This window comes from Parahaliea mediterranea (assembly GCF_017255185.1).
Lineage (GTDB): Bacteria > Pseudomonadota > Gammaproteobacteria > Pseudomonadales > Halieaceae > JAFKCZ01.
This window is the reverse complement of sequence record NZ_JAFKCZ010000018.1, coordinates 41,451-62,031: the sequence shown is the minus strand read 5'-3', so window position 1 is coordinate 62,031 and position 20,581 is coordinate 41,451. Positions and strand designations below refer to the sequence as shown.

Sequence of the window (20,581 nt, the reverse complement as noted above, 5' to 3'; positions counted from 1 at the left end):
CATTAACCCCACTTGCTCAACCTGCGCCTTCAATGCCGGCAGCAACTCCTCCGCCAGCGTCACCAGGCGGTGCTTGCCTCCCTTGCCGTTGATAATGCGCAGCTGACGATAGTCAAAATCGACGTCTTTCACCCGCAGCCTCACCACCTCTATACGACGCAGACCCGAGCCGTACATCAAGCCCGCCATCGGGTAGTGATGCCCGCGCAACTCACCCAACAGCGCTGACACCTCGGCACGAGTCAGCACCACCGGCAGCTTCGGCTGCCGACTGGAATGCCTGAACCCCGAGAGATCGCCGACGGTCTGATCCAGAAATTTCGTTTTCAGGAAAACGACAGCATTCAGCGCCAGTGACTGTGTACCGGCGGAAACCTGCCTCTCAGTGGCCAGAAAAGTGAGAAAGGCCTTGATATGCTCATCGCCCAAATCAGAGGGCTGCCGCATGCCGTGGTAACGGATAAAGTAACGAATCCAGTACAAATAAGCGTCGATCGTCCGCCGGCTATAGCGCTGCACCCGCATATAGTCCTCGACAGACTTGAGAAAGGGCGAACGCCCCATGGGTCACACCTCGTCCTTGAAATGTTCCGGCAGGCCGGCTATACCTTTTGCGGAGATAAGAATCGAGGGCTTTACCTTTTTCTTCGAGCATCAAATTTGATCAACTTATTTTGCTCGATTTATCAATGACTTGTCATGCAATCATCCAAGCCAGCAACTTAAAAGGTATACCCCCTAATATATATTATGAGGCCGGAGGCCTCATTAACGGACTGTTATGTTTCTCAAGGAGAAGAACTGTGGATAGAGAGGAGTATGAGAAGTTGAATGAGGAACTAGAAAAGCCGATAGATTTTGAGTCATTGGTTAAAAGTGGAGCGCTTATCCAAAAAGGTAAATCCTACTACCTTGGAAATAAAGACTTGCTTCCTGATTATGTCGGCAAAAAAGTAAAGTCCCTTGAACAAAATAAAAATGGCCTGAAGGTTACGTTTTATAAGTAAAGGTGATCCAAAAGTGATGCTACAAAACATAACAAGCGCATGTTGTTCGCCGCATAAAAGGCATGCGGCTGGGACGGCTACGCTGTCGCTTCGCCGCCCCAAATGCGGGCGTTAATGGGCGCATTCGCCAAGGAATCAAGAAATGGAGTTCACAACGATTCAAGCACTTCGATCAAAGTACCCAGTCTCAGGAATTCTCCGCAACTTATATCCACGCGCTTCCGTTCCTGGTGCCATCTATAACCCAAAAACGTCTCCGCGGAGACGTGGCTTCGTTCCTGGTGGTGCTTGCGTAGATTTCGCTGGGCACGACATTATTGGTAGTTCCGTTCCCGGCGGCTTTGTTTCAGGAAAGCCTACGCTTTCGCTCCGGCAACGGGGTACACGGGATGGCTTTCCCAGAGCGCCATTAACCAGGCGTTCAACTACGCGCCTTGCGGCGCCGGACAGCCTAAACGCGGCTTCGCCGCAGGCCACCGGTTAACGCGACGTTATGTCTGATAGAGGACAAAGTTTGTGCTGGAAATAATCCAACAAAATCCTGTCATTAGTTTTTTTGCAGGGCTTATTCCTTTGGTTGCGGGTATATGGAAGGTAATGGATGTGCTTTTCGTTAAACCGCGGGATTTTCGGATAGCGGTTCTTGAAAACAACGTGGAAGAAATCCGAAAGCAACTACAGAGAAGCGAACCGGAAAGGGTTAATGCCAACCCGACACATTCGGTTTCGCCTCTCCCGCAGGATCAGCCAATTTCGGGGGAAACTTTAGAGGATAGAGCCGATAAATTTGAGAAGATCGTCGAGTCAACTTCGCTACTAAATGATATGGATCTCTTTTATGAGTCATGGAAAGACAAGGATCTGACGGAGCTACAACGGGACCAGTTCGAGAAGAACTATGTTGGGCAGAAAGTGGCTTGGACAGCTACATTTTCTTCTGTGAGCGAGGAGCGCGACGGGTACTTGTGGGTGAGCTTAACGTCAAAAAATGAGCAAAATTATGGTATCCATGTCATCGCAGTGTTCGAGGAGAATCATAAAGAAGCTTTGCTTACGATCAATAAAGGCGAGCTTGTTCAGGTTTCGGGGGTGATTGATTCTTTCTCTCTTGCGCCATTAATTCGAAAGTGCAGCATTTCGAGAAGAACATAACCAACGGCTGCACAGCGACCGGTTTCCCGCCGCTTCGCAGCTCTAAACCGGACTTTGTTTGAAGCGCTAACCGGGATGAAAAAGCGACTGATATACCTGCTTGTGTTGCAGTCACTGATTCGAGTTCTGATACTGGTTGCTGCCTACAGTATGGGACACTTGGTGGCCGATGGCATCGGACGAGAGTATAGGGGTGGATATTCCTGGGGCTTGACTTTAAGTATAGTCACTGCAATTTATTGGGTGCTGGCTATGGCAGAGGGAGTTGTGGACTTGATATTTCCGAAGTTCTCGTTATTGGCTGCATGCGTGACAAGCCTGCTGTTTGTGAGTTATCTAGGATTCAGTGTTGGCTATTCCGGAAGCTGGGCCCACCCATATAGACTTGCATACTTTCAAATCTGTGCAGTGATTGGTATTTGGTTTCCAATGCTAGTCGCGGCGCGGTTAACAAGAGTTTCCAGGCCGACCTTCGGCGGCTGATTCCTGCATTATGCATTAGTCTAATCATGCGAATTCTTTCATTGATGCTAGCCTTATCGTTTTCCCAAACTGCGCAGGCTTGTTCTTGCTGGCTAAAGTTCCGCTCGGAGGAAGACAAAGCCAAGGATATTCATTTCGTCGCAAAAGCCCTGGAAACAAAAAGGTTTGACACGTATTCGCTAACAAAATATCTAGTTGTTTATGAAGGATACCTGATTCAAACAGACGGTTTTTTGGCAGTCGCCTACGACGGAGATTTCTTGTATCCCAACTGCGAGTCAATGCAAGCCGGACGCGCTCGATCAAAAATTTCCTTGGAAATCTCCCAGTCTTACGATAGAGAACATCTAGAGGGTTTTGTCGTTAACGCAGTTGGGGTATTTGAAGCTAGTAGACTGAGGGGAGCGAGCATTCATCTACTACCTCCGTACGACAGTAGTTTCAAAGGTTGCAATTTTGATTTAGACATGTGACGGCATATCGGCGGTATGCCGCTGCGACAGGCATTGTGCACCAGACAAAGGACTCATTGAACGTGAAGCTATTGACGAAGAAAGCGTATGCTTTGGCGCTTAGGTGTTGCTTGGCTGCATTAGTGCTTGCTCCGGCTGCAGCATTCTCTGCGGAAAAAAGCAAGATTCTCTTTGTCGCTTCAAATGTTGTCGACATGGGCGACCCCGAGCAGCACGATGCACGAAACAACCTTTGGGAATATGCTCCACCTTTTCATATCTTCGTAATGCACGGTTATGAGGTCGATTTCGTTTCGCCTCAAGGCGGGCCAGTTGAGTTCATGATGGATCCGCTGGGCATTAGTAGCTATGCCATAAAATATGAGAACTTCTTGGGCAAGGTTGCAAACACGCTAAAGCCAAGTCAAATAGATATTGCCCAGTATCAGGCCGTGTATGTCGGTGGTGGCTACGGTATCTTGTTCGACGTCGCGTCCAACGAGGAACTAATGAAACTCATCGGAGGCATTTACGAAAATGGCGGTGTCGTGGGTGGTTGTGGACATGGGCCTGGCGGCTTTGCCAATGCCACGCTAAGGAACGGCAGCTATCTGGTGAAAGGAAAGCGTGTGGCGGGGTTCCCGAACTCGACCGAACGATCCAAGTCATGGGCCAAGCAAGGTAGCTTGTTGCCGTTCCTTGTCGAGGACCAACTCCGCAAGAATGGAGCACACGCCCAGAATAAAGACACATTGGCTGACAAGCATACGGTCGTAGTCGATCAACGCATCGTTTCAACTATGTTTTTGCCATCGGCTGCATTGGTCGCGGAGGAAATGGTGCGGTTGCTGTCGCGTCATGACCCATGATTCCAGGCCTGGGTACTAGGGCGCCCAGTAAATCAGGACAGGTCGTGTCTCACGCGCGACATATCTTTTTGTTCTTCCGCTGTTGGCGGTGCTGTGCATTGGCAATAAGATACAGTGGATTTGGCAAGAGACCCCGGGTCATATATGGGTCAACTTTATGCCGGAATAAATCAAAGGCAGCGGTACTCGCGGATATTTGGATTTAGCCTTCGTCGGCGTCAATGAGGAATCACGTGATAGAGCCAGTATCAGAAGAAGATCTTGAAGAAGTATTGCCATTGATTGAGCAATACCAGCAGTTTTACCAAGTCAAAAATATATCAACTTCGAGAAATCGCGAGTTCTTTTCCCAGTTCAATGAGGCCAACCCCTTTGGCTGCCAATTTGCCTACCGCGAATCAGGCAAAGTCATTGGTTTCGCCACCGTATATTTCACCTTCACTTCAACAATCGCGGCAAAGGTAGCTGTCCTCAACGACCTCTATATTTGCCCCGATCATCGTGGCAAGGGCATCGCTCGCAAACTCATTGAACACTGTCGAAGCTTTGCAGATCAAAATGGCGCGGCAAGGTTACAATGGGTTACGGCACCGAGTAATGAAACCGCGCAAAAACTCTACGACTCTTTGGATACAGGTAAAAGCACTTGGCACTTTTATACATACAACACTTAGCACATGGCGGTACGCTAAAACTGGGCGCCCTTGGCCTGGTGGAAATCCCGAGTCACGACATCAAAAACCGCAGCGACTAGCGCTGCGGCCGGTTGCATAATGCTATTTTCAGAGATCGCCAGTGCCGACATACCGCTTGGTCTATTGCTCGAAGCCGACCCTTCCACGGAAAGCATTTCATCCTACTTGCCCGACTCCTGGTGCTTTGCGGTATCACAGCAGTCAGATCTCCTTGGCGTGGCTGTAGCCGGAATGATTGGCCCAGCGATCGCCGAAATCTATAATATTTCCGTGTATCCCGAACACCAAGGCCGCGGAATTGGTTCTGATTTACTGAAATTCACCCTTGCTTCATTGGCGGATAGAGACGTCAAAAGGGTTGAGCTCGGCACGGGTTCGTTCGGCTATCAGCTCGGCTACTATCAGCGCATCGGTTTTAGAGTGGATTCGATAATCAAGGATCATTTCCTATCCAACTATTCGGCGCCAATTTTTGAAAATGGCATACAACACAAGGATATGCTGCGGCTATATATTGACATTTAGCGACACAGACCAGGTATTGCTCCAAGCATGAAACATACCTCCGAAAACGATTCTTACATTGAAAAGGATATCTTGATGGGTAAGTTATCGGTCCGCACCACCTTACAAACTGCGCTCGCGCTAGTGGTTTTGACCAGCGCGCTCACCCCGGCTGCCCGGGCTCAACAAACGCTGTGGGAAGAGTTGGAGATGAAGGCAATGGAGTGTCGCTCGGCGAGGAACACCGAGTGCTTCCGGGCCTGCCTGATTCCGTCCAGGAAACTAAAGGGTGGCGCCTCGGTGCCGGACTCCGAGGTTGAGGCATGTCGGGCCGCCTACGCAAAGTTTGAGCCGACGAAACCAGCCCCCACGCCTGCCTGGGCACCCGAGTACGCGCCATTGCCGGATGTTGTCGGAATATTTCGTGGAGCGGGCGTGGTTGACGCAAAGGGAAGAGACGACTGGAAGCGCCACTGCCGGTCATCGGCCCAGCTCGACGAAAACGATACCGCGGTCAAGCGGGACATACCCAAAGGCGCAACGGTGAAATTGTCGGGGGTCCGCTACGTGACCAACCCCGTTCGCAGCTTCGATAGAAGTAAGAACCTGTGCCGCGCGGATAGGATGGAAGTGATTTCGGCGCCCTGAATAGTGGCGCGACATCGCGTTGCGCATCTTATTCGCCGTGTTCCGCCGGGTCTCGGCGACAGGGTAGTTTGAAGCACCACGGAAATCACGAGAGAGCGGCCAGCCTGTCGATTGTACCCTCGAGATCATCGGTACTTGTCAAGGGGTTGATCGTACAGAGCCTGAATACCGTCTTTCCCTTCAGGCGCGTGGACGAAATACAGGCATAGCCGCTCTCGGACAAGAGCCTGACCCGCTCCTCATGCTCATCATCGCCCGCGCCGCGAAGCGCGAAACAGACGATGCCGAGCTGCGCCGGCACGATGATTTCCCATCGCCGCGGGTTGGCGGCCAGGTACTTCTGCGCCTCGCGCGCCAGATTGAGGCCGTGATCGATCGCCTCGCGAAACCGCTCCACGCCATAGGTTCGCAGGCTCAACCACAGCTTGGCGGCCCGGGTTCGCCGCGTCAGTTCCAACCCGCGATTGCGAAAGTCCACTTCGCCCGTGCCGGCCGTGACATCGCGCAGGTATTCCGGGTTCATATCGAAGCTGCGCTCAAGCATGCCCGGGCGGATAAGCAGGCAACCTGCGTCGTAGGGCTGGAACAGCCACTTGTGCGGGTCCAGCACCAGCGAATGCGCCAGCTCAATGCCTTTCAAGTCCTCCCGCCCACTGGCGCTCAGGCAACCGGGCCCACCGTAGGCGGCGTCCACGTGCAACCACAACTCTTCCGCCTCGCAGATCGCGGCCAGCTCGGGCAGGGGGTCGACAGTGCCGGTGTTTGTGGTGCCGGCGGTGCCGATCACCATCAGCGGCCTGGCCCCGGCGCGGCGATGCCCGGCGATGGCCTCGCGCAGGGCCTGCACGGGCATCCGGAACTGCTCATCGGACGGCAGGATATGAATCTGTGATTCACTAAAGCCCAACACTTTCAGCGCCCGGGGCAGGGAGGAATGGGTTTGGTCGGTCAGGTACACTGTGCCGGTTCCGCGCTGCGCCTGCACCGCCGCGAAGGCCGTCAGGCTGGCGTGGGAACCGCCGCTAACGAGTACCCCCTCATAGTCCGAGGGCAGGCCCAGCAGCTGCCGCAACCAGTCGATCACCACCAATTCCAGCGTGGCCGGGCCGGAGCCTCCCGCCCAGGATGCGGTGATGGCATTGAAACCCGTGCCCAGCCAATCACCCAGTATGGCGCCAAAGGAACTGGGCCCCGGCACGCGAGCGAAATAACGCGGGTGATCGCCCCGCTGCTGGTGGGTAAAGGCGACCTCGGCCAGCAGCCGCAGGGATTCCTCGGGGTCCAGCGGCTGATTGGGGATCGGCCCGCCCAGTTGTGCCAGCAGTTCGTCCGCCTCGCCTGTGAGTATGGCCGGCTCGCCAGCCCGGTTTATCAACCGATCGACAACGATATCGACGACCCGGTGGCCCAGGCGCCGCATTTCCTCGGCCTCCATGCCCAGCGTATCCGCTTCGCTGCGGGATGCCCTGGTGTCCTCTGCTTTGATGCCCGCCATGCAACTGCTCCTGCTGGGTCTGCTTGCCCTACCGATGAATAGGCCCGCGAACAAAAGCCTCGCGGCTCTCAGCGCGCTCCGGTTGAGAGCTGGGCGAGGGCCGCTTCCGCGGGCCAATAGCCTTTGGCGTTGTCGGCGAGGATTGCCTCCAGCACCGCGCGGGCGCCATCCACATCGCCCGCAAACTCGCGCTTCATGGCCAGCGCGAACCTGGCAAGGTTATCGCCACTGGTCTCCCCGCTCTCATCCGCGCGCCCGGTGAGTACCCGCAGGGCCTGGTAATAGGTGGCGTTTTCCAGAATCCGCGCGGGCTCTTGCAGGCGCGACAGCAGGGCCTTGGCCTGATCGTGGCGCGACTGCTTCCGCAAGGCAATGGTTTGCCAGAAAATCACCGCTATTTCATGATCGTCAAAGGGCAGGACCACCAGCGGCTCGCGGGATTTCTCCAGCTGCTCGAACATCGCCTTGTAGTCACCCACGGCAAAGGAGGTTTGCCCAAGGTAATAGTGAAGATTCTGGCGATAGCTTGAGGTGGTGAGGTCGAGGGCATTGGGAATGCCGTTCGGCTCGAAACTGTCCGCCTGGCCCCGCATCTTTTCCAACCCCAGTTGGTAATCGGCGATGGCCGCGGCAAACTGCCGGCTTCGCGCCAGGTGCCTGCCGCGAAAGCGCAGTAACTTGTAGCTGTCGGGGAATTTTTCCAGCCCCGCGCTAAACACTTCAACCGCTTCGTCATAGCGACCGAGATAGCCATAGCGGCGGCCCAGCCAGATGTAGGAATCTTCCCTGTCCGGGGCCGCATCGAACGCGGCCTGGGCAACCTTGAGGTCAAGCTCCAGCCCTTGCCGATAGGTATCCGGCAAAACCGCTCCACCCAAGTCACTCACCCCCGCCGCCGCCCGGGCGCTGGGTGCCGCCGCTGACAGGGAGCCGGCCTGGGCCGCCGACGGGAGCGCCGCCGCCAGCAGCAATGCACTTAAGACAAGGCCCGGCCTGCGTATTGAAGGGGCCACCGGGAGTGAAGGACGTACTATCATAGGTCGAAATCGCTAGCCGAACCGGGAGACACCGCCGCAGAATAGTCCTGGCGAAAGCGTACTGTCAACAAAACGCCCTTATAAGAAATTATTTTCCTATATTAAATATTCCATCCAATTCTCTCGCACTTTTGCCGGCCAGCTTCCCCCAACGCGGTATAATATGGTCCTTTCAGAGGAATAATCCCGCCGTTTCGCGGTCCCATACCGCGGGTGGACCGCGCGCGGACCGCCCTGCTACCGCCTTGATTTCGATTGACTTTAGGTAAAGAATTAAGCAAATGCGAAAACCAACTCTCACCAACGCCGAAGTCTTCGACCAGGTCAAACCCGAGCGACGGACTCCGCGCTCCAAAATCCAGCTCGACCAGAAGGTCAGGGCGCTGCGCCGCGCCCGGAACTGGACCTTGAGCGACCTGGCCAAAGCCACCGGCCTGGCCGTTTCCACCCTGTCAAAAATCGAGAATGACCGGATGTCCCCGACATTCGATGTGGTGCAAAAGCTCGCGGCCGGGTTCTCGATTGACATTACCGAGCTGTTCTCCTCCTCGGAAAACACGCAACAGCAAACCCGCAGGAGCGTGGTCAGGAAGGGCGGCGGCCGCCCCTACGAGACCGCCGCCTACAGCCATTTGGTACTTGCCTCCGACCTCATCAACAAGAAGATCCTGCCGTTTGTCAGCATCGTGAAAGCCCGCTCGCTCGATGATTTCGAGGAGTGGGGCGCCCACGACGGCGAGGAGTTTCTCTTTGTTCTCGAGGGCTCGGTGCGCTTTTACACAGACTGCTATGAACCCGCCGACCTGAATGAGGGGGACGGCATTTACCTCGATAGCGCCATGCGCCACGCCTGCATCTCCACCAGCGAAGAAGACGCCAGGGTCCTTTGGATCAATACCGGCTAAACCCGGCTCGCGGCACCACCCTCCCCCCCTCGCCAGCAACAACCCACCGCCGAACCCCCTTCGCAGTAGCTCCATGCGCACGGGCCTCCCCGCGCCCGATCGCCAAGCGGGGGCTTGTCTGAATTTCTGAAGTGCGCTAGAGTTTTACGATAGGAAATAACGAGGCGCTTATGATAAATAGAAGAAACTTCATTGCCGGCACGTCAGCCGCCCTGCTCGCGACCCAGGCCCTGTCCAGTACCGCCCTGGCGCAATCCCTGTCGGGCTCCACCCGGGACGCCCTGGTGTTTGATGCCATGGGCGAGATTCGGGTTAACTACTCGCGCGCGCTGATTGAAGCCATCAGGGACAGCGGCCTCAATGCCATCACCGTGACACTGACCGATCCCAAGGTGTATGAACAACAGGCCTACAACGAGGCCAAGGCCGCGGTGGCCGAGTACGACAGGTTCCTGGCGGAGCACCCCGATTTATTGGTAAAGGCCACCTCCGCCGCGGATATTGAACGCGCGCGAGGCCAGAACCGGATTGCCGTGTTCTACCTTTTCCAGAACAGCACCCAGTTCGGCCGCGACCTGTCGCGTGTGGATGAGTTCTATAGGCTGGGCACGCGCAGCGCCCAGCTGACCTATAACTACCAGAACTGGGCCGGCGCCGGCTGCAAGGAAACCCGCGGCTCCGGGGTAACCCGGTTCGGCCGGGAACTCATTGGTGAAATGAACCGCCTGGGCATGCTGATCGACCTTTCGCACGCCAATGAGTCGACCATGCTCGATGCCATCAATGTCTCCAGCGCGCCAGTGGTTATCTCCCATACGGCCTGCCTGGCGGTGTACGACAACGTTCGCAACACCAGCGACACCGCATTGAAGGCCCTGGCGGACAGGGACGGGGTCGTGGGTATATGCCAGATCCGGCCCTTCATCACCGATGCCGGCCCGGATGCCGCCCTACCGGCCTATTTCGAACATATCGATCACGCCGTGAATGTCGCCGGCGTCGAGCATGTGGCCATCGGCAGCGATCGCGACCACCGCGTCATCGAAATGAGCGACGCGTACCTCGCCGAGCTGGCCCGGGAGGAAGGCGAGAACTTCGACCTCAAGAAATGGCCGCTGTACATCGACCAACTCAACGGTCCCCGTCGCATGGAAGTCATATGGGACGGGCTTCGCAAGCGCAGGTACGCCACGGCGGATATTGACAAGATCATGGGCGGCAATATGCAGCGCCTCTACCAGGGCGTGATTGGCTGACATCCCTCCCGATTCAACATTGCCCCGATGCGCCTTGCCCTGCCGAACGGGGGCCAGGCGCGCGGTTTTTGTTTTCTTTAGCAGACGGAGCACCTTTATTCATGGCTACCAAGGCCTCGCGCAACAATAGCGTCTTCCCTCGCGAGGATGTGCAGACAATTTTCTCACGCATCAACGTGCCTCTAGAGCGCTTCAAAGGGACCGACCTGGGCAAACACTCCCCGATCGATGGCGAGAAGCTGTGTGAACTGGGCCTGACGGACGAAGCGGGCTTGAACAGGGCGATCGACGACGCCCAGCAGGCGTTTCTACGCTGGCGCACGGTTCCCGCTCCGGAGCGCGGCAAGCTTGTCTACACCTTCGCCGAGCTGGTGCGCCGCCATAAAGCGGCACTGGCCGCGGTCGTGACACTGGATTGCGGCAAGACCGAAACCGAGGCCCTTGGCGAGATTCAGGAGGTCATCGATATTTGCGATTTCGCGATTGGACTCTCCCGCCAGCTCTACGGGCTGACCATCGCCACCGAGCGGCCGGAACACCGCATGGCCGAAACCTGGCACCCACTGGGTATTTTCGGGCAGATCACCGCGTTTAACTTCCCCGCGGCGGTGTGGTCATGGGGGGCAATGATCGCCCTGGTTTGCGGCGACAGCGTTATCTGGAAGCCCTCCGAGAAATCCCCGCTGACCGCCATCGCCCTGAGTGGCTTGATGGATCAGGCCATCGCGGCCTGCGACAGCGCACCCGCCAAGCTGGCCCAGGTGGTTTTGGGCGGGGCCGAACTCGGCCGGCAACTGGCTTCCGACACGCGCATTCCGCTGGTGAGCGCGACGGGCAGCACCACCATGGGCCGCGATGTCGCGGCGCGTGTCGGCGCGCGCCTGGGACGTTCAACCCTGGAGCTGGGGGGCAACAATGCCGCCATCGTTTCCGATAAAGCCGACCTGGACCTGGCGATCCGCGGTGTCGCCTTCGCCGCGGTGGGCACGGCCGGGCAACGCTGCACCAGTCTTCGCCGCCTGATCGTGCACGAGTCCATCGCCGATGAATTCGTGGCGCGACTGAAGACGGTTTACGCGCAACTGCGGGTGGGACGCCCCGACGACCCCGACGTGCATGTCGGGCCGCTCATCGATGAACGCGCCCACCAGCAGATGGCATCCGCGCTGCAACAGGCCAGCGCGGAAGGAGGCAGCGTGTTCGGGGGCGAGCGCGTGCTTGAGGACCAGTACCCCGACGCCTTCTACGTCAATCCAGCGATAGTAAGCATGCCCGCGCAGAGCGACATCGTTGAACAGGAAACCTTCGCCCCGATTCTGTACGTGATGAAGTACGCCACTATCGACGAGGCCATAGCGCTGCAAAACGGCGTATCACAGGGCCTGTCTTCCGCGATATTCACCACCGATATGCGCGAGGCCGAGTACTTCCTGTCCGCCAGCGGCAGTGACTGCGGCATTGCCAACGTCAACATCGGCACCAGCGGCGCGGAAATTGGCGGCGCCTTCGGCGGTGAAAAGGCCACCGGCGGCGGCAGGGCCGCGGGCTCCGACACCTGGAAGGCCTTCATGCGCCGCGCCACAAATACGGTGAACTACTCCTCAAGCCTGCCCCTGGCGCAAGGCGTTGAGTTTGATGTGTGACCACGACAGCGGGCTGGCGACATGCCCGCTCACCAATAAATAGCAAAAGAGGAAACTGTATGAACTTGAGAACCCTGCTGTGCTGCGCCTCCGCCGCGATCTTTTTCACCAGCGCCGCGCCCGGCAATGCCGGCTCGTCCGAAGAAAACCTCCCCCAGGCCGTGTCACTGCTCGGCAAGGAACTGTATGCCGGCACTCCGACAGCCGCGGCACTGGGTAAGTACGACGCCGCGAAACAGGCCTACGAAGCGGCCCCCAACGATCCGGACAAACTGATCTGGTACGGGCGCAGGGCGGCGTACCTGGGCCATTACCAGGAGGCCATCGAGATCTTTTCCGAAGGCGTGGAAAAACATCCGCGGGACATTAGAATCCTGCGCCATCGCGGCCACCGCTACATTTCCACCCGCCAGTTCGACAAGGCCATTGAGGATCTCTCAAAGGCCGCGCGGCTGATGGTTGGCCAGGAAGACCAGGTAGAGCCGGACGGCATGCCCAACGCCAAGAACATTCCGCTAACCACCACCCAGGGCAATATTCGCTACCACCTGGGCCTGGCGTATTACCTGAAACAGGATTGGGAAACCGCCCGGCGCATTTTCGCCGACGACCTTGGCAAGACCGACAACGATGACGGCATCGTCGCCTCGACTCACTGGCTGTACATGATACTGCGGCGCATGGGCCGCGATCAGGAAGCCGAGGCCCTGCTCGACGGCATTCATGCCGACATGAACATCATTGAGAACTTCGCCTATCACCGCGCCTGCCTGTTCTATAAGGGTGAAATTCCCCTCGAGAGCGTCTTGCCGGAGGACACCAGCGGCTCCGGCAACGCCGGCCTGGTGTACGGCGTTGCCAACTGGCACCTGTACAACGGCAAGCCCGGCAAAGCCCGGGAGATCATGCAAGGACTGCTGGACGGGCCGCAATGGGCCGCCTTTGGCTACATCGCAGCCGAGGCAGACCTCGCCGCCGGCGAGCTGTGACCCGCCAGCCCATGACCCGCCAATGAAAACAGGATAACCGCCCCCAAAGGCTGCAATTGTACCAATCGGGGGTGGTGTCTCTTGTGTTTTCGGCAACAAACTTTACTATAGGAAATATTAATGTTCTTTACTCAAATCTATGCCAGTATTGGCTATGAGATGACAATAAGAGGAAAACAATGATGAAGATGCTATTAACGCCGATCGCCTATGCGACGATGGCCATGGCGGGCTCGTCCGCGCTAGCCCAGGCACAGGACCCGGTGAAGGAAATCTCCGGGGCCACATCCAGCAATACCGATACCGTGGAAGAGGTGTTCGTACTCGGCACCCGCCGCGCTGGGCGCACCGATACCCAGAGCGTGGTCCCGGTTGACGTGATTCAGCCCGACGCGATTGGCAGCACCGGCTATTCCGACCTCAATGATTCACTGCGGACACTGGTGCCGGCATTCAACGTCCGACGCCTGCCGCTGAACGACGGCTCCTCCTTTGTTCGCCCGGCCACCCTGCGCAGCTCTCCCGCGGATCACGTGCTGTTGCTGCTCAACGGCAAGCGCCGCCACCGCTCCGCCACGGTACAGATCGGCACCGGGCACGCAACCACCTCAGGCTCCCAGGGCCAGGATTTCAATATCCTGCCCCCTATCGCCTTCAAGTCCATTCAGGTATTGCGCGATGGCGCATCCGCCCAGTACGGCTCGGACGCCATTGCCGGGGTAATTAACCTGTCGCTGAAAGACGCCAGTGAAGGCGGCTCGGTCACTGTCGAGACCGGCGAATACTTCGACGGCGGCGGCGAAACCATCGACGTGCAGGGCAACATTGGCCTCGCCCTGACCGATGACGGCTTCCTGAACCTGAGCGCCCAGGTGATCGACCAGGCCGAATCCATCCGCGTTGGCACCCACCTCGGCGCACAGGGCCTGCGTGAAATGGGCGTGCCCGGCGTGCCCTCCGACGCGGGGGGAACGGGCGACCCCGAATACAAGGCGGTGAAAACCGCGTGGAACGCGGGCCTGGACCTGGGTGGCGGCCGCCAAGCCTACCTTTTCGGTAACTATCTGAAGTCCGAAAGCGAGGTCGGCTTTTCCTATCGTCAATCGCAGGACGCCGGCGGCCTGGGCGCACACTCCACCTTCGCCGACAGCCTGTTTGACAACACCCCGGCACACCCCTCGACCTTCGACCTGACCGAACTGTACCCGGGCGGCTACATCCCGCAGTTTGGCGGTGACCAGGACGACTTCAGCACCATCGTCGGCGTGCGCCAGGAAGAGAACGAACTCTTTGGATGGGATGCCTCATTCCGCTGGGGCCGCAACGAGATCGAATACAGCCTGTGGAATACCATCAATGCGTCTATGGGCGCTGAGTCTCCGACCAGCTTCAAGCCCGGCGCGCTGGCACAGCGCGAGTACGAGCTGAGCCTCGAGGTATTCAAGTCGATCCCGGTCGATGCATTTGCCAGCGACCTGTTCCTGTTCGGCGGTTTCAACCACCGCGACGAGCAGTACACCATCAGCGCCGGTGACCGCGACTCCTACCAGGCGGGCGCGCTCATTGACCTCCCTGTGGGCGCCAACGGCTTCCAGGGTTATAGCCCGGACACTGCCGGCGACTTCTCCGCCAGCAGCTATGCCGGCTACATTGAAGCCGAAGTCGACTTCACCGAGCAGTGGACAGCCTCGGCCGCGGTCCGCTACGAAGACTACGAGGCCTTCGGCGACAACCTGAGCCACAAGCTGGCGACACGCTTCGACTTCAACGAAAACTTCGCCATTCGCGGCGCCATGACCAGCGGCTTCCGCGCACCCGCGGCCGGGCAGTTGTTCGGCACCTCGCAAACCTCCCAGCTGGCGGCCAACGGTGACTTCATCCTCGACGCGGTACTGGTGCCCGGTTCGGATGCCGCATCCATCTTTAACTCCAACGCGCTGGAAGCGGAAACCTCGGACAGCATCTCCGCCGGCCTGGTACTGACCCTGGAGCGGTTCACCGCTACCCTGGACTTCTACCAGATCGACGTGGACGACCGCCTCCTGCTCTCCGACCAGATCGATACCACCGCGGAACAGCGCGCCCAGCTGGCCGCCATTGGCTATCCCAACGGCATCAGCGTGCGCAGCGTGCGCTTCTTCCAGAACCAGCTGGATACCCGCGTGCGCGGCGCCGACCTGGTGGCAACCTACTTTTCCGACTACGAAAACAGCAGCCAGTCCACCGACTACAGCCTGGCGGTCAGCTACAACGAGCAAATCCTGCGTAGCGACCCCGAGGGTGTGTTCACCGACGACAAGGTGCTGGAGTTCGAAGAGGGGATTCCCAGCTGGCGCGGCAACTTCACGGTTACGCACCACATCGGCGATTTCGACCTGATGGGCCGCGCGACATACTACGGCGAGTGGACCCGTGTTGACCGCGACTACATCAAAACACGTGATGGTGAATTCATCTTCGATGCGGAGGTAACCTACCGCGGCTTTGATCAGGTCTCCATCTCTGTCGGCGCCCGGAACCTGGACAACAAGTATCCGCCGCCGCGCCGCCAGGCCTTTGTCGACCGCGGCACCCCGTACGACAACCACTCCGTATTCGGACTCAGTGGTGGTTTCTACTACGCGCGGCTGCGGTACGAGTTCTAGGCAAACCCTCGGGGGCTTCGGGGTGCGCCAAAGCGCCCGAGGCCCCACACTTACAAGGAGCGCTCTACCCCTGGAGTGCTCCTTTTTTTTGCCCTCACAATCAACAACCAGACCGACAAGACTGTTCTACGCAGGCCTGAGGCTGGCCGTGTTCCAGTAAACCCGGGCCCCCAGCGCTGAGCGCGGTTGGCAGATTTGCCCCGCCGCTATAAAGTGAACTCCTGATGCCATACCCCCCAGGCCGCGCAGCAAAAAGTATGCGGCGCAACCGTTCAGGTCGTTATTGGGCTTTGGCAAAAACGTCATACGCTTGACCGGACACCCCCGAAGCCAAGGGCAAAGTATATGATGAATAAACACCCGGAGAAGGCCAGTAAAAGCCCGCTGCGTCAGCGCGCGGATGAAATCAAGCCGTATCGTTGCAAGAATCTGATTGCGGTTCTGGAGAACCCCAAAAACATCAAGAATATTGGCACGGTGATACGCAATGTAAACGCCCTGGGCGTTGAGAAAACCTATATTGTAGACAGCGGGAAATCTCTTCCAGACGACTGGGAAGAAATGAGAGAGCGCAAGGCGCTGTCAAAAACCTCGGTTTCCGCGGTCAAATGGAGCTTCGTGAAACGATTCGACACCACCGAAGCGTGCCTGAAGCACCTGCAGAAAAACAGGTTTGTCTCCGTGGTCACTTCCCCCCATATCAAGGGCATGAGAAACGAGATCCTCCACGAGGCCGACTACACCATGCCGCGACTGGCTGTTTGGTTTGGCAATGAATCCCGGGGCATCAGCGATGAAGCGGTGGCTGCCAGCGAGTTTTGCGTGTCGATCCCCATGTTCGGCATCATCGAGAGCTTGAATCTTGGCACGACCACCGGAATCGTACTTTACGAGATCACCAAGCAAAGGCGGGCGTATCAGGAAGCGTATAAACGCGCCAACCGGAAGTGAAAAAATCAGGCGAAAACTGATCTGGCATGTACCTTTATGCAGGCGCCAGGCTCCCTATTGAGGCGGTAATGAAGATAGAAAAGGCGAAAAAGACAGATCACCAGGTGCTCATAGCGATTTGGGAGGCCTCGGTTCGGGCGACCCACGATTTTCTGGCCGAGGAGGACCTTATCGCGCTGAAACCGCTTATTCTCACGCAGTATTTCGATGCCGTTGACCTGCACTGTGCAAAGAACAGCGAATGAAGGAATCCGAAGCACCCTTTCTGCATCGCTGTATAGAGCTCGCCGGGGAAGCCCTGGACGCAGGGGATGAACCCTTTGGTTCGCTACTCGTTTCCGGTGACGGAGAGATTCTGCTGGAGGCGCGCAACCGGGTCGTATCCGGCGATCGCACCCAGCATCCCGAATTCGAGATCGCCCGCTGGGCAGCGGCAAACATGACGCCGGAGGCGAGAGCCGCGGCGGTCGTTTATACCTCCGGCGAACACTGCCCCATGTGCGCCGCGGCACACGGGTGGGCGGGGCTGGGCCGCATTGTGTATATCAGCTCCACCGGGCAGTTATCGGCCTGGCTGGCTGAGCTCGGCCTCCCCTCCCCGCCGGTCAACGCGCTGCCGATCCAGGAAATAGTCCCCACAGTCACCGTGGAGGGGCCGATCCCGGACCTCGTCGAGCGGGTGCATAAACTGCATATTCGCTGCCACCGCGCATCCGGCTAGCGACACGCAAACCCGAGCCAGGACAGTGCTCGAACAATCATTCATCTGGAGCGGGAACACGCCCCTACATGTCCAAGTTCAACTATCCCGGGCACTGTTGTCGAATCCCACCCGGGCCAATCGACCAGTGATCGCAACACCCACATTGTACTCACCTGGAGAGAACACCCCATGTCCAAGATGATCTTCGTCAATCTGCCCGTCACCGATCTCAAGGCTTCCATGTCGTTCTACGAAGCGCTCGGCTTCGTGAACAACCCACATTTCACCGACGATACAGCCGCTGGCATGGTGTGGAGCGAGGCCATCAACGTGATGCTTCTAACCCACGACAAGTGGCGCACGTTCACCAATCGCCCCATACCGCCGGCCACCTCCAGCGAGGTGATGCTGGCCATCGCCTGCGACAGTCGGGAAGCGGTGGACGCCATGAACGAGGCGGCGGCCGCCAACGGGGGAACGGCCGATATCAACGCCACCCAGGACCTGGGCTTTATGTACAGTCGCAGCCTGGCGGACCCCGACGGCCACATTTGGGAACCGATGTGGATGGACCCGCAGGCGATTCCCCGGAATTGATCCGCATAAGCGATAAGCCAACCGGGAGAACACCATGAAATACCTGTGCCTGGCCTATGAGCAAGAGCAGACACTGACCGCGCTCACGGAAGACGAGTGGCTGGAGCTGCGCCGGGAAACCCTGGACTACGTGGCCGGGCTAGAGCAGCGGGGCAAACTGCTGCTCACCAACGCCCTGCAAAGCGCCACCCGGGCCCACACCGTTAAGGTCCGCAAAGGCACCCCGGCGGTAACCGATGGCCCCTTCGCCGAAACCAAGGAGCAGATCGGTGGCTTTTTCCTGATCGATGTCGCCTCGGAAGCGGAGGCGCTGGAGATTGCCGCCGGCTGGCCCTCGGCGCGGCTGGGCACGATCGAGGTGCGGCCGGTGGAAGAGGCCCTGCGGCCCGAGGGGCGCTACTAGAGCCTCACCTCGATCCCGCGCTCCGCCATATAGGCCTTGGCCTCGGGCACGGTGTACTCGCCGAAGTGGAAGATGCTGGCGGCCAGCACGGCGTCGGCACCCCCGATGAGGACGCCGTCGACCAGGTGGTCGAGGTTGCCCACCCCGCCGGAGGCGATGACCGGGATGTCCACCGCGTCGGTGATGGCGCGGGTGACGCCCAGCTCGAAGCCGTTTTTGGTGCCGTCCCGGTCCATGCTGGTAAGCAGGATCTCGCCGGCGCCGAGCTCGGCCATTTTGCGCGCCCAGGCCACCGCGTCGATGCCGGTGGGCTTGCGGCCGCCGTGGGTGAAGATTTCCCAGCGCGGCGCACCGTCCACGTCCGCCACCCGCTTGGCGTCGATCGCCACCACGATGCACTGGGCGCCGAAGCGCTCCGAGGCCCGGCGCACCAGCTCGGGATCAACGATGGCGGCGGTATTGATACTGACCTTGTCGGCCCCGGCGTTGAGCATGGTGCGGATGTCTTCCACGCTGCGGATGCCGCCGCCCACGGTGAGGGGGATGAACACCTGCTCGGCGATCTGCTCCACCGTGTGCACGGTGGTGTCGCGGCCCTCGTGGCTGGCGGTGATATCGAGGAAGGTGATCTCGTCAGCGCCCTGCTCGTTGTAGCGGCGGGCGATTTCCACCGGATCGCCGGCATCGCGAATACCGACAAAGTTCACGCCCTTCACCACGCGGCCGTTGTCCACGTCGAGGCAGGGAATGATGCGCTTGGCCAGCCCCATCAGGCGGCCTCGTCGCAGAGCTTCTGGGCCTCGGCCACGTCCAGGGTGCCCTCGTAGATCGCGCGGCCGGTAATGGCGCCGCAGATGCCCTCGTGGGCCACCGCGCTCAGGGCGCGGATGTCGTCGAGGTTGGTGATGCCGCCGGAGGCGATCACCGGGATGCTGGAGGCGCGGGCCATGGCCACGGTGGCCTCCACGTTGACCCCCTGCATCATGCCGTCGCGGGCGATGTCGGTATAGACGATGGCGGACACGCCGTCGCTCTCGAACTGTTTCGCCAGGTCGGTGGCTTTGACTTCGGAGACCTCCGCCCAGCCGTCGGTGGCCACCAGGCCATCCTTCGCGTCCAGGCCGACGATCACCTTGCCGGGGAAAGCGCGGCAGGCCTCGCCGACAAACGCGGGTTCCTTCACCGCCTTGGTGCCGATGATCACATAGCTCACACCCGCCTTCACATAATGCTCGATGGTGGCCAGGTCGCGGATGCCGCCGCCGATCTGCACCGGCAGGTCGGGGTAGGCCGCGGCGATAGCGGTGACCACCTCGCCGTTCACCGGTTCACCGGCGAAGGCGCCGTTCAAATCTACCAGGTGCAGGCGGCGGCAGCCGGCGTCCACCCAGCGGCGGGCCATGGCTACCGGGTCGTCGGAGAACACGGTGCTGTCCTCCATCAGGCCCTGGCGCAGGCGCACGCACTGGCCGTCCTTGAGATCGATGGCGGGAATAATCAGCATGCGGGGTTCCACTCCAGGAAATTGCGCAGCAGTTGCAGCCCGGCGGTGTGGCTCTTTTCCGGGTGAAACTGCACAGCGAACAGGTTGTCGCGGGCCAGGGCCGCGTCGGCCTCCACCCCGTAATTGAGGGCGCCGGCCTGCAGGGCGCGGTCGTCGGCGTGCACATAGTAGCTGTGCACGAAATAAAAGCGGCTGTTGTCGGGGATACCCTGCCACAGGGGATGCGCCCGGGTCTGGCGCACCTCGTTCCAGCCCATGTGCGGCACCTTGAGGCGCTGGCCGTCAGTGTCATGCAGGGGCTGGCCGAAGTGCTTCACCTGCCCGGGGATGATATCCAGGCAGTCCACGCCGCCGTTTTCCTCGGAGCGGCTGAGCAGGGCCTGCATGCCCACGCAGATCGCCAGCACCGGCTTGCGCTGCTCGGTCAGGGCGCTGCGCAGCAGTTCGTCGCACTGCAGGCGGCGGATCTCCGCCATGCAGTCGCGGATCGCGCCCACCCCGGGGAAGACCACCCTATCGGCGGCGCGTATCTCCGCGGCCTCGCAGGTGACATGCACCTCGCCGGCGCCCACGTGCTCCAGGGCACTGGCCACCGAGTGCAGGTTGCCCATGCCATAGTCGATTACCGCTACCCGTTGCATGG

Annotated in this window: 21 protein-coding genes and 1 pseudogene; 16 read left to right on the top strand and 6 right to left on the bottom strand. The window is 59.0% G+C overall.

Annotation, left to right across the window (positions count from 1 at the left end):
• Positions 1 to 69: 69 nt before the first annotated feature.
• A pseudogene (locus tag JYP50_RS22295) lies at positions 70 to 525 on the bottom strand (phage integrase N-terminal SAM-like domain-containing protein); the annotation flags it as partial.
• 278 nt (positions 526 to 803) lie between these two features.
• On the opposite strand from JYP50_RS22295, the gene JYP50_RS19380 reads away from it, so the two are divergent.
• From JYP50_RS19380 to JYP50_RS19355, 6 genes are all read left to right on the top strand, one after another.
• The gene (locus JYP50_RS19380; protein WP_206562220.1) at positions 804 to 1,007 is read left to right on the top strand and encodes a hypothetical protein; all 204 of its coding nucleotides are present in this window, start codon (positions 804 to 806) and stop codon (positions 1,005 to 1,007) included.
• Between the two features lie 516 nt (positions 1,008 to 1,523).
• Entirely contained in the window at positions 1,524 to 2,159 is a 636-nt protein-coding gene (locus tag JYP50_RS19375; RefSeq protein WP_206562219.1) for a hypothetical protein, read from the top strand.
• Between the two features lie 1,018 nt (positions 2,160 to 3,177).
• The gene (locus tag JYP50_RS19370) at positions 3,178 to 3,963 is read left to right on the top strand and encodes a type 1 glutamine amidotransferase domain-containing protein (RefSeq protein WP_347136855.1); all 786 of its coding nucleotides are present in this window, start codon (positions 3,178 to 3,180) and stop codon (positions 3,961 to 3,963) included.
• 233 nt (positions 3,964 to 4,196) lie between these two features.
• A complete protein-coding gene (locus tag JYP50_RS19365) occupies positions 4,197 to 4,637 on the top strand; it encodes a GNAT family N-acetyltransferase (RefSeq protein WP_206562218.1) in 441 nt (146 codons plus the stop codon).
• 99 nt (positions 4,638 to 4,736) lie between these two features.
• Entirely contained in the window at positions 4,737 to 5,183 is a 447-nt protein-coding gene (locus JYP50_RS19360) for a GNAT family N-acetyltransferase (protein WP_206562217.1), read from the top strand.
• A 27-nt stretch (positions 5,184 to 5,210) separates the two neighbouring features.
• Complete coding sequence (locus JYP50_RS19355; protein ID WP_206562216.1) at positions 5,211 to 5,810, top strand: hypothetical protein; 600 nt, start codon at positions 5,211 to 5,213, stop codon at positions 5,808 to 5,810.
• An 85-nt stretch (positions 5,811 to 5,895) separates the two neighbouring features.
• On the opposite strand, the gene JYP50_RS19350 is transcribed toward JYP50_RS19355, so the two are convergent.
• Together JYP50_RS19350 and JYP50_RS19345 are read right to left on the bottom strand one after the other, a co-directional pair.
• Positions 5,896 to 7,305 (bottom strand): pyridoxal phosphate-dependent decarboxylase family protein, encoded by a 1,410-nt coding sequence (locus JYP50_RS19350; protein WP_206562215.1) that lies wholly within the window; start codon positions 7,303 to 7,305, stop codon positions 5,896 to 5,898.
• 68 nt (positions 7,306 to 7,373) lie between these two features.
• The gene (locus JYP50_RS19345) at positions 7,374 to 8,168 is read right to left on the bottom strand and encodes a tetratricopeptide repeat protein (RefSeq protein ID WP_206562214.1); all 795 of its coding nucleotides are present in this window, start codon (positions 8,166 to 8,168) and stop codon (positions 7,374 to 7,376) included.
• 455 nt (positions 8,169 to 8,623) lie between these two features.
• Here JYP50_RS19345 and JYP50_RS19340 point away from each other — a divergent pair, with 455 nt between their 5' ends.
• From JYP50_RS19340 to JYP50_RS19295, 10 genes are all read left to right on the top strand, one after another.
• Positions 8,624 to 9,247, top strand: coding sequence for a helix-turn-helix domain-containing protein (locus JYP50_RS19340; RefSeq protein WP_206562213.1), 624 nt, complete (start codon positions 8,624 to 8,626; stop codon positions 9,245 to 9,247).
• 170 nt (positions 9,248 to 9,417) lie between these two features.
• Complete coding sequence (locus tag JYP50_RS19335) at positions 9,418 to 10,503, top strand: dipeptidase (RefSeq protein WP_206562212.1); 1,086 nt, start codon at positions 9,418 to 9,420, stop codon at positions 10,501 to 10,503.
• Positions 10,504 to 10,604: 101 nt separating this feature from the next.
• Positions 10,605 to 12,146, top strand: a complete 1,542-nt coding sequence (amaB, locus tag JYP50_RS19330) for an L-piperidine-6-carboxylate dehydrogenase (protein ID WP_206562211.1) — start codon at positions 10,605 to 10,607, stop codon at positions 12,144 to 12,146.
• A gap of 59 nt (positions 12,147 to 12,205) precedes the next feature.
• Positions 12,206 to 13,135 carry a tetratricopeptide repeat protein gene (locus tag JYP50_RS19325; RefSeq protein WP_206562210.1) on the top strand — a complete coding sequence of 310 codons (930 nt, stop codon included), beginning with the start codon at positions 12,206 to 12,208 and terminating at the stop codon, positions 13,133 to 13,135.
• A gap of 182 nt (positions 13,136 to 13,317) precedes the next feature.
• Positions 13,318 to 15,780: a TonB-dependent receptor plug domain-containing protein gene (locus JYP50_RS19320; protein ID WP_206562209.1), complete on the top strand. Its 2,463-nt coding sequence runs from the start codon at positions 13,318 to 13,320 to the stop codon at positions 15,778 to 15,780.
• Between the two features lie 345 nt (positions 15,781 to 16,125).
• A complete protein-coding gene (locus JYP50_RS19315) occupies positions 16,126 to 16,731 on the top strand; it encodes a TrmH family RNA methyltransferase (protein WP_241263339.1) in 606 nt (201 codons plus the stop codon).
• A 68-nt stretch (positions 16,732 to 16,799) separates the two neighbouring features.
• Positions 16,800 to 16,976 (top strand): hypothetical protein, encoded by a 177-nt coding sequence (locus JYP50_RS19310; protein WP_206562208.1) that lies wholly within the window; start codon positions 16,800 to 16,802, stop codon positions 16,974 to 16,976.
• Positions 16,973 to 17,452, top strand: a complete 480-nt coding sequence (locus JYP50_RS19305; RefSeq protein ID WP_206562207.1) for a nucleoside deaminase — start codon at positions 16,973 to 16,975, stop codon at positions 17,450 to 17,452. Before JYP50_RS19310 ends, JYP50_RS19305 begins: the two co-directional genes overlap by 4 nt.
• A gap of 171 nt (positions 17,453 to 17,623) precedes the next feature.
• The gene (locus JYP50_RS19300) at positions 17,624 to 18,031 is read left to right on the top strand and encodes a VOC family protein (protein WP_206562206.1); all 408 of its coding nucleotides are present in this window, start codon (positions 17,624 to 17,626) and stop codon (positions 18,029 to 18,031) included.
• A 34-nt stretch (positions 18,032 to 18,065) separates the two neighbouring features.
• Entirely contained in the window at positions 18,066 to 18,434 is a 369-nt protein-coding gene (locus JYP50_RS19295) for a YciI family protein (protein ID WP_206562205.1), read from the top strand.
• Here JYP50_RS19295 and hisF read toward each other — a convergent pair.
• From hisF to hisH, 3 genes are read right to left on the bottom strand one after another with little or no spacing between them, the layout of a single operon-like run.
• Positions 18,431 to 19,204 carry an imidazole glycerol phosphate synthase subunit HisF gene (hisF, locus tag JYP50_RS19290; protein WP_206562204.1) on the bottom strand — a complete coding sequence of 258 codons (774 nt, stop codon included), beginning with the start codon at positions 19,202 to 19,204 and terminating at the stop codon, positions 18,431 to 18,433. The two genes, JYP50_RS19295 and hisF, sit on opposite strands and share 4 nt — an antisense overlap.
• Positions 19,204 to 19,938, bottom strand: a complete 735-nt coding sequence (gene hisA / locus JYP50_RS19285; protein WP_206562203.1) for a 1-(5-phosphoribosyl)-5-[(5-phosphoribosylamino)methylideneamino]imidazole-4-carboxamide isomerase — start codon at positions 19,936 to 19,938, stop codon at positions 19,204 to 19,206. The genes hisF and hisA overlap by 1 nt, the downstream gene beginning before the upstream one ends.
• Positions 19,932 to 20,579 carry an imidazole glycerol phosphate synthase subunit HisH gene (gene hisH, locus JYP50_RS19280; protein WP_206562202.1) on the bottom strand — a complete coding sequence of 216 codons (648 nt, stop codon included), beginning with the start codon at positions 20,577 to 20,579 and terminating at the stop codon, positions 19,932 to 19,934. Before hisH ends, hisA begins: the two co-directional genes overlap by 7 nt.
• Positions 20,580 to 20,581: the final 2 nt, after the last annotated feature.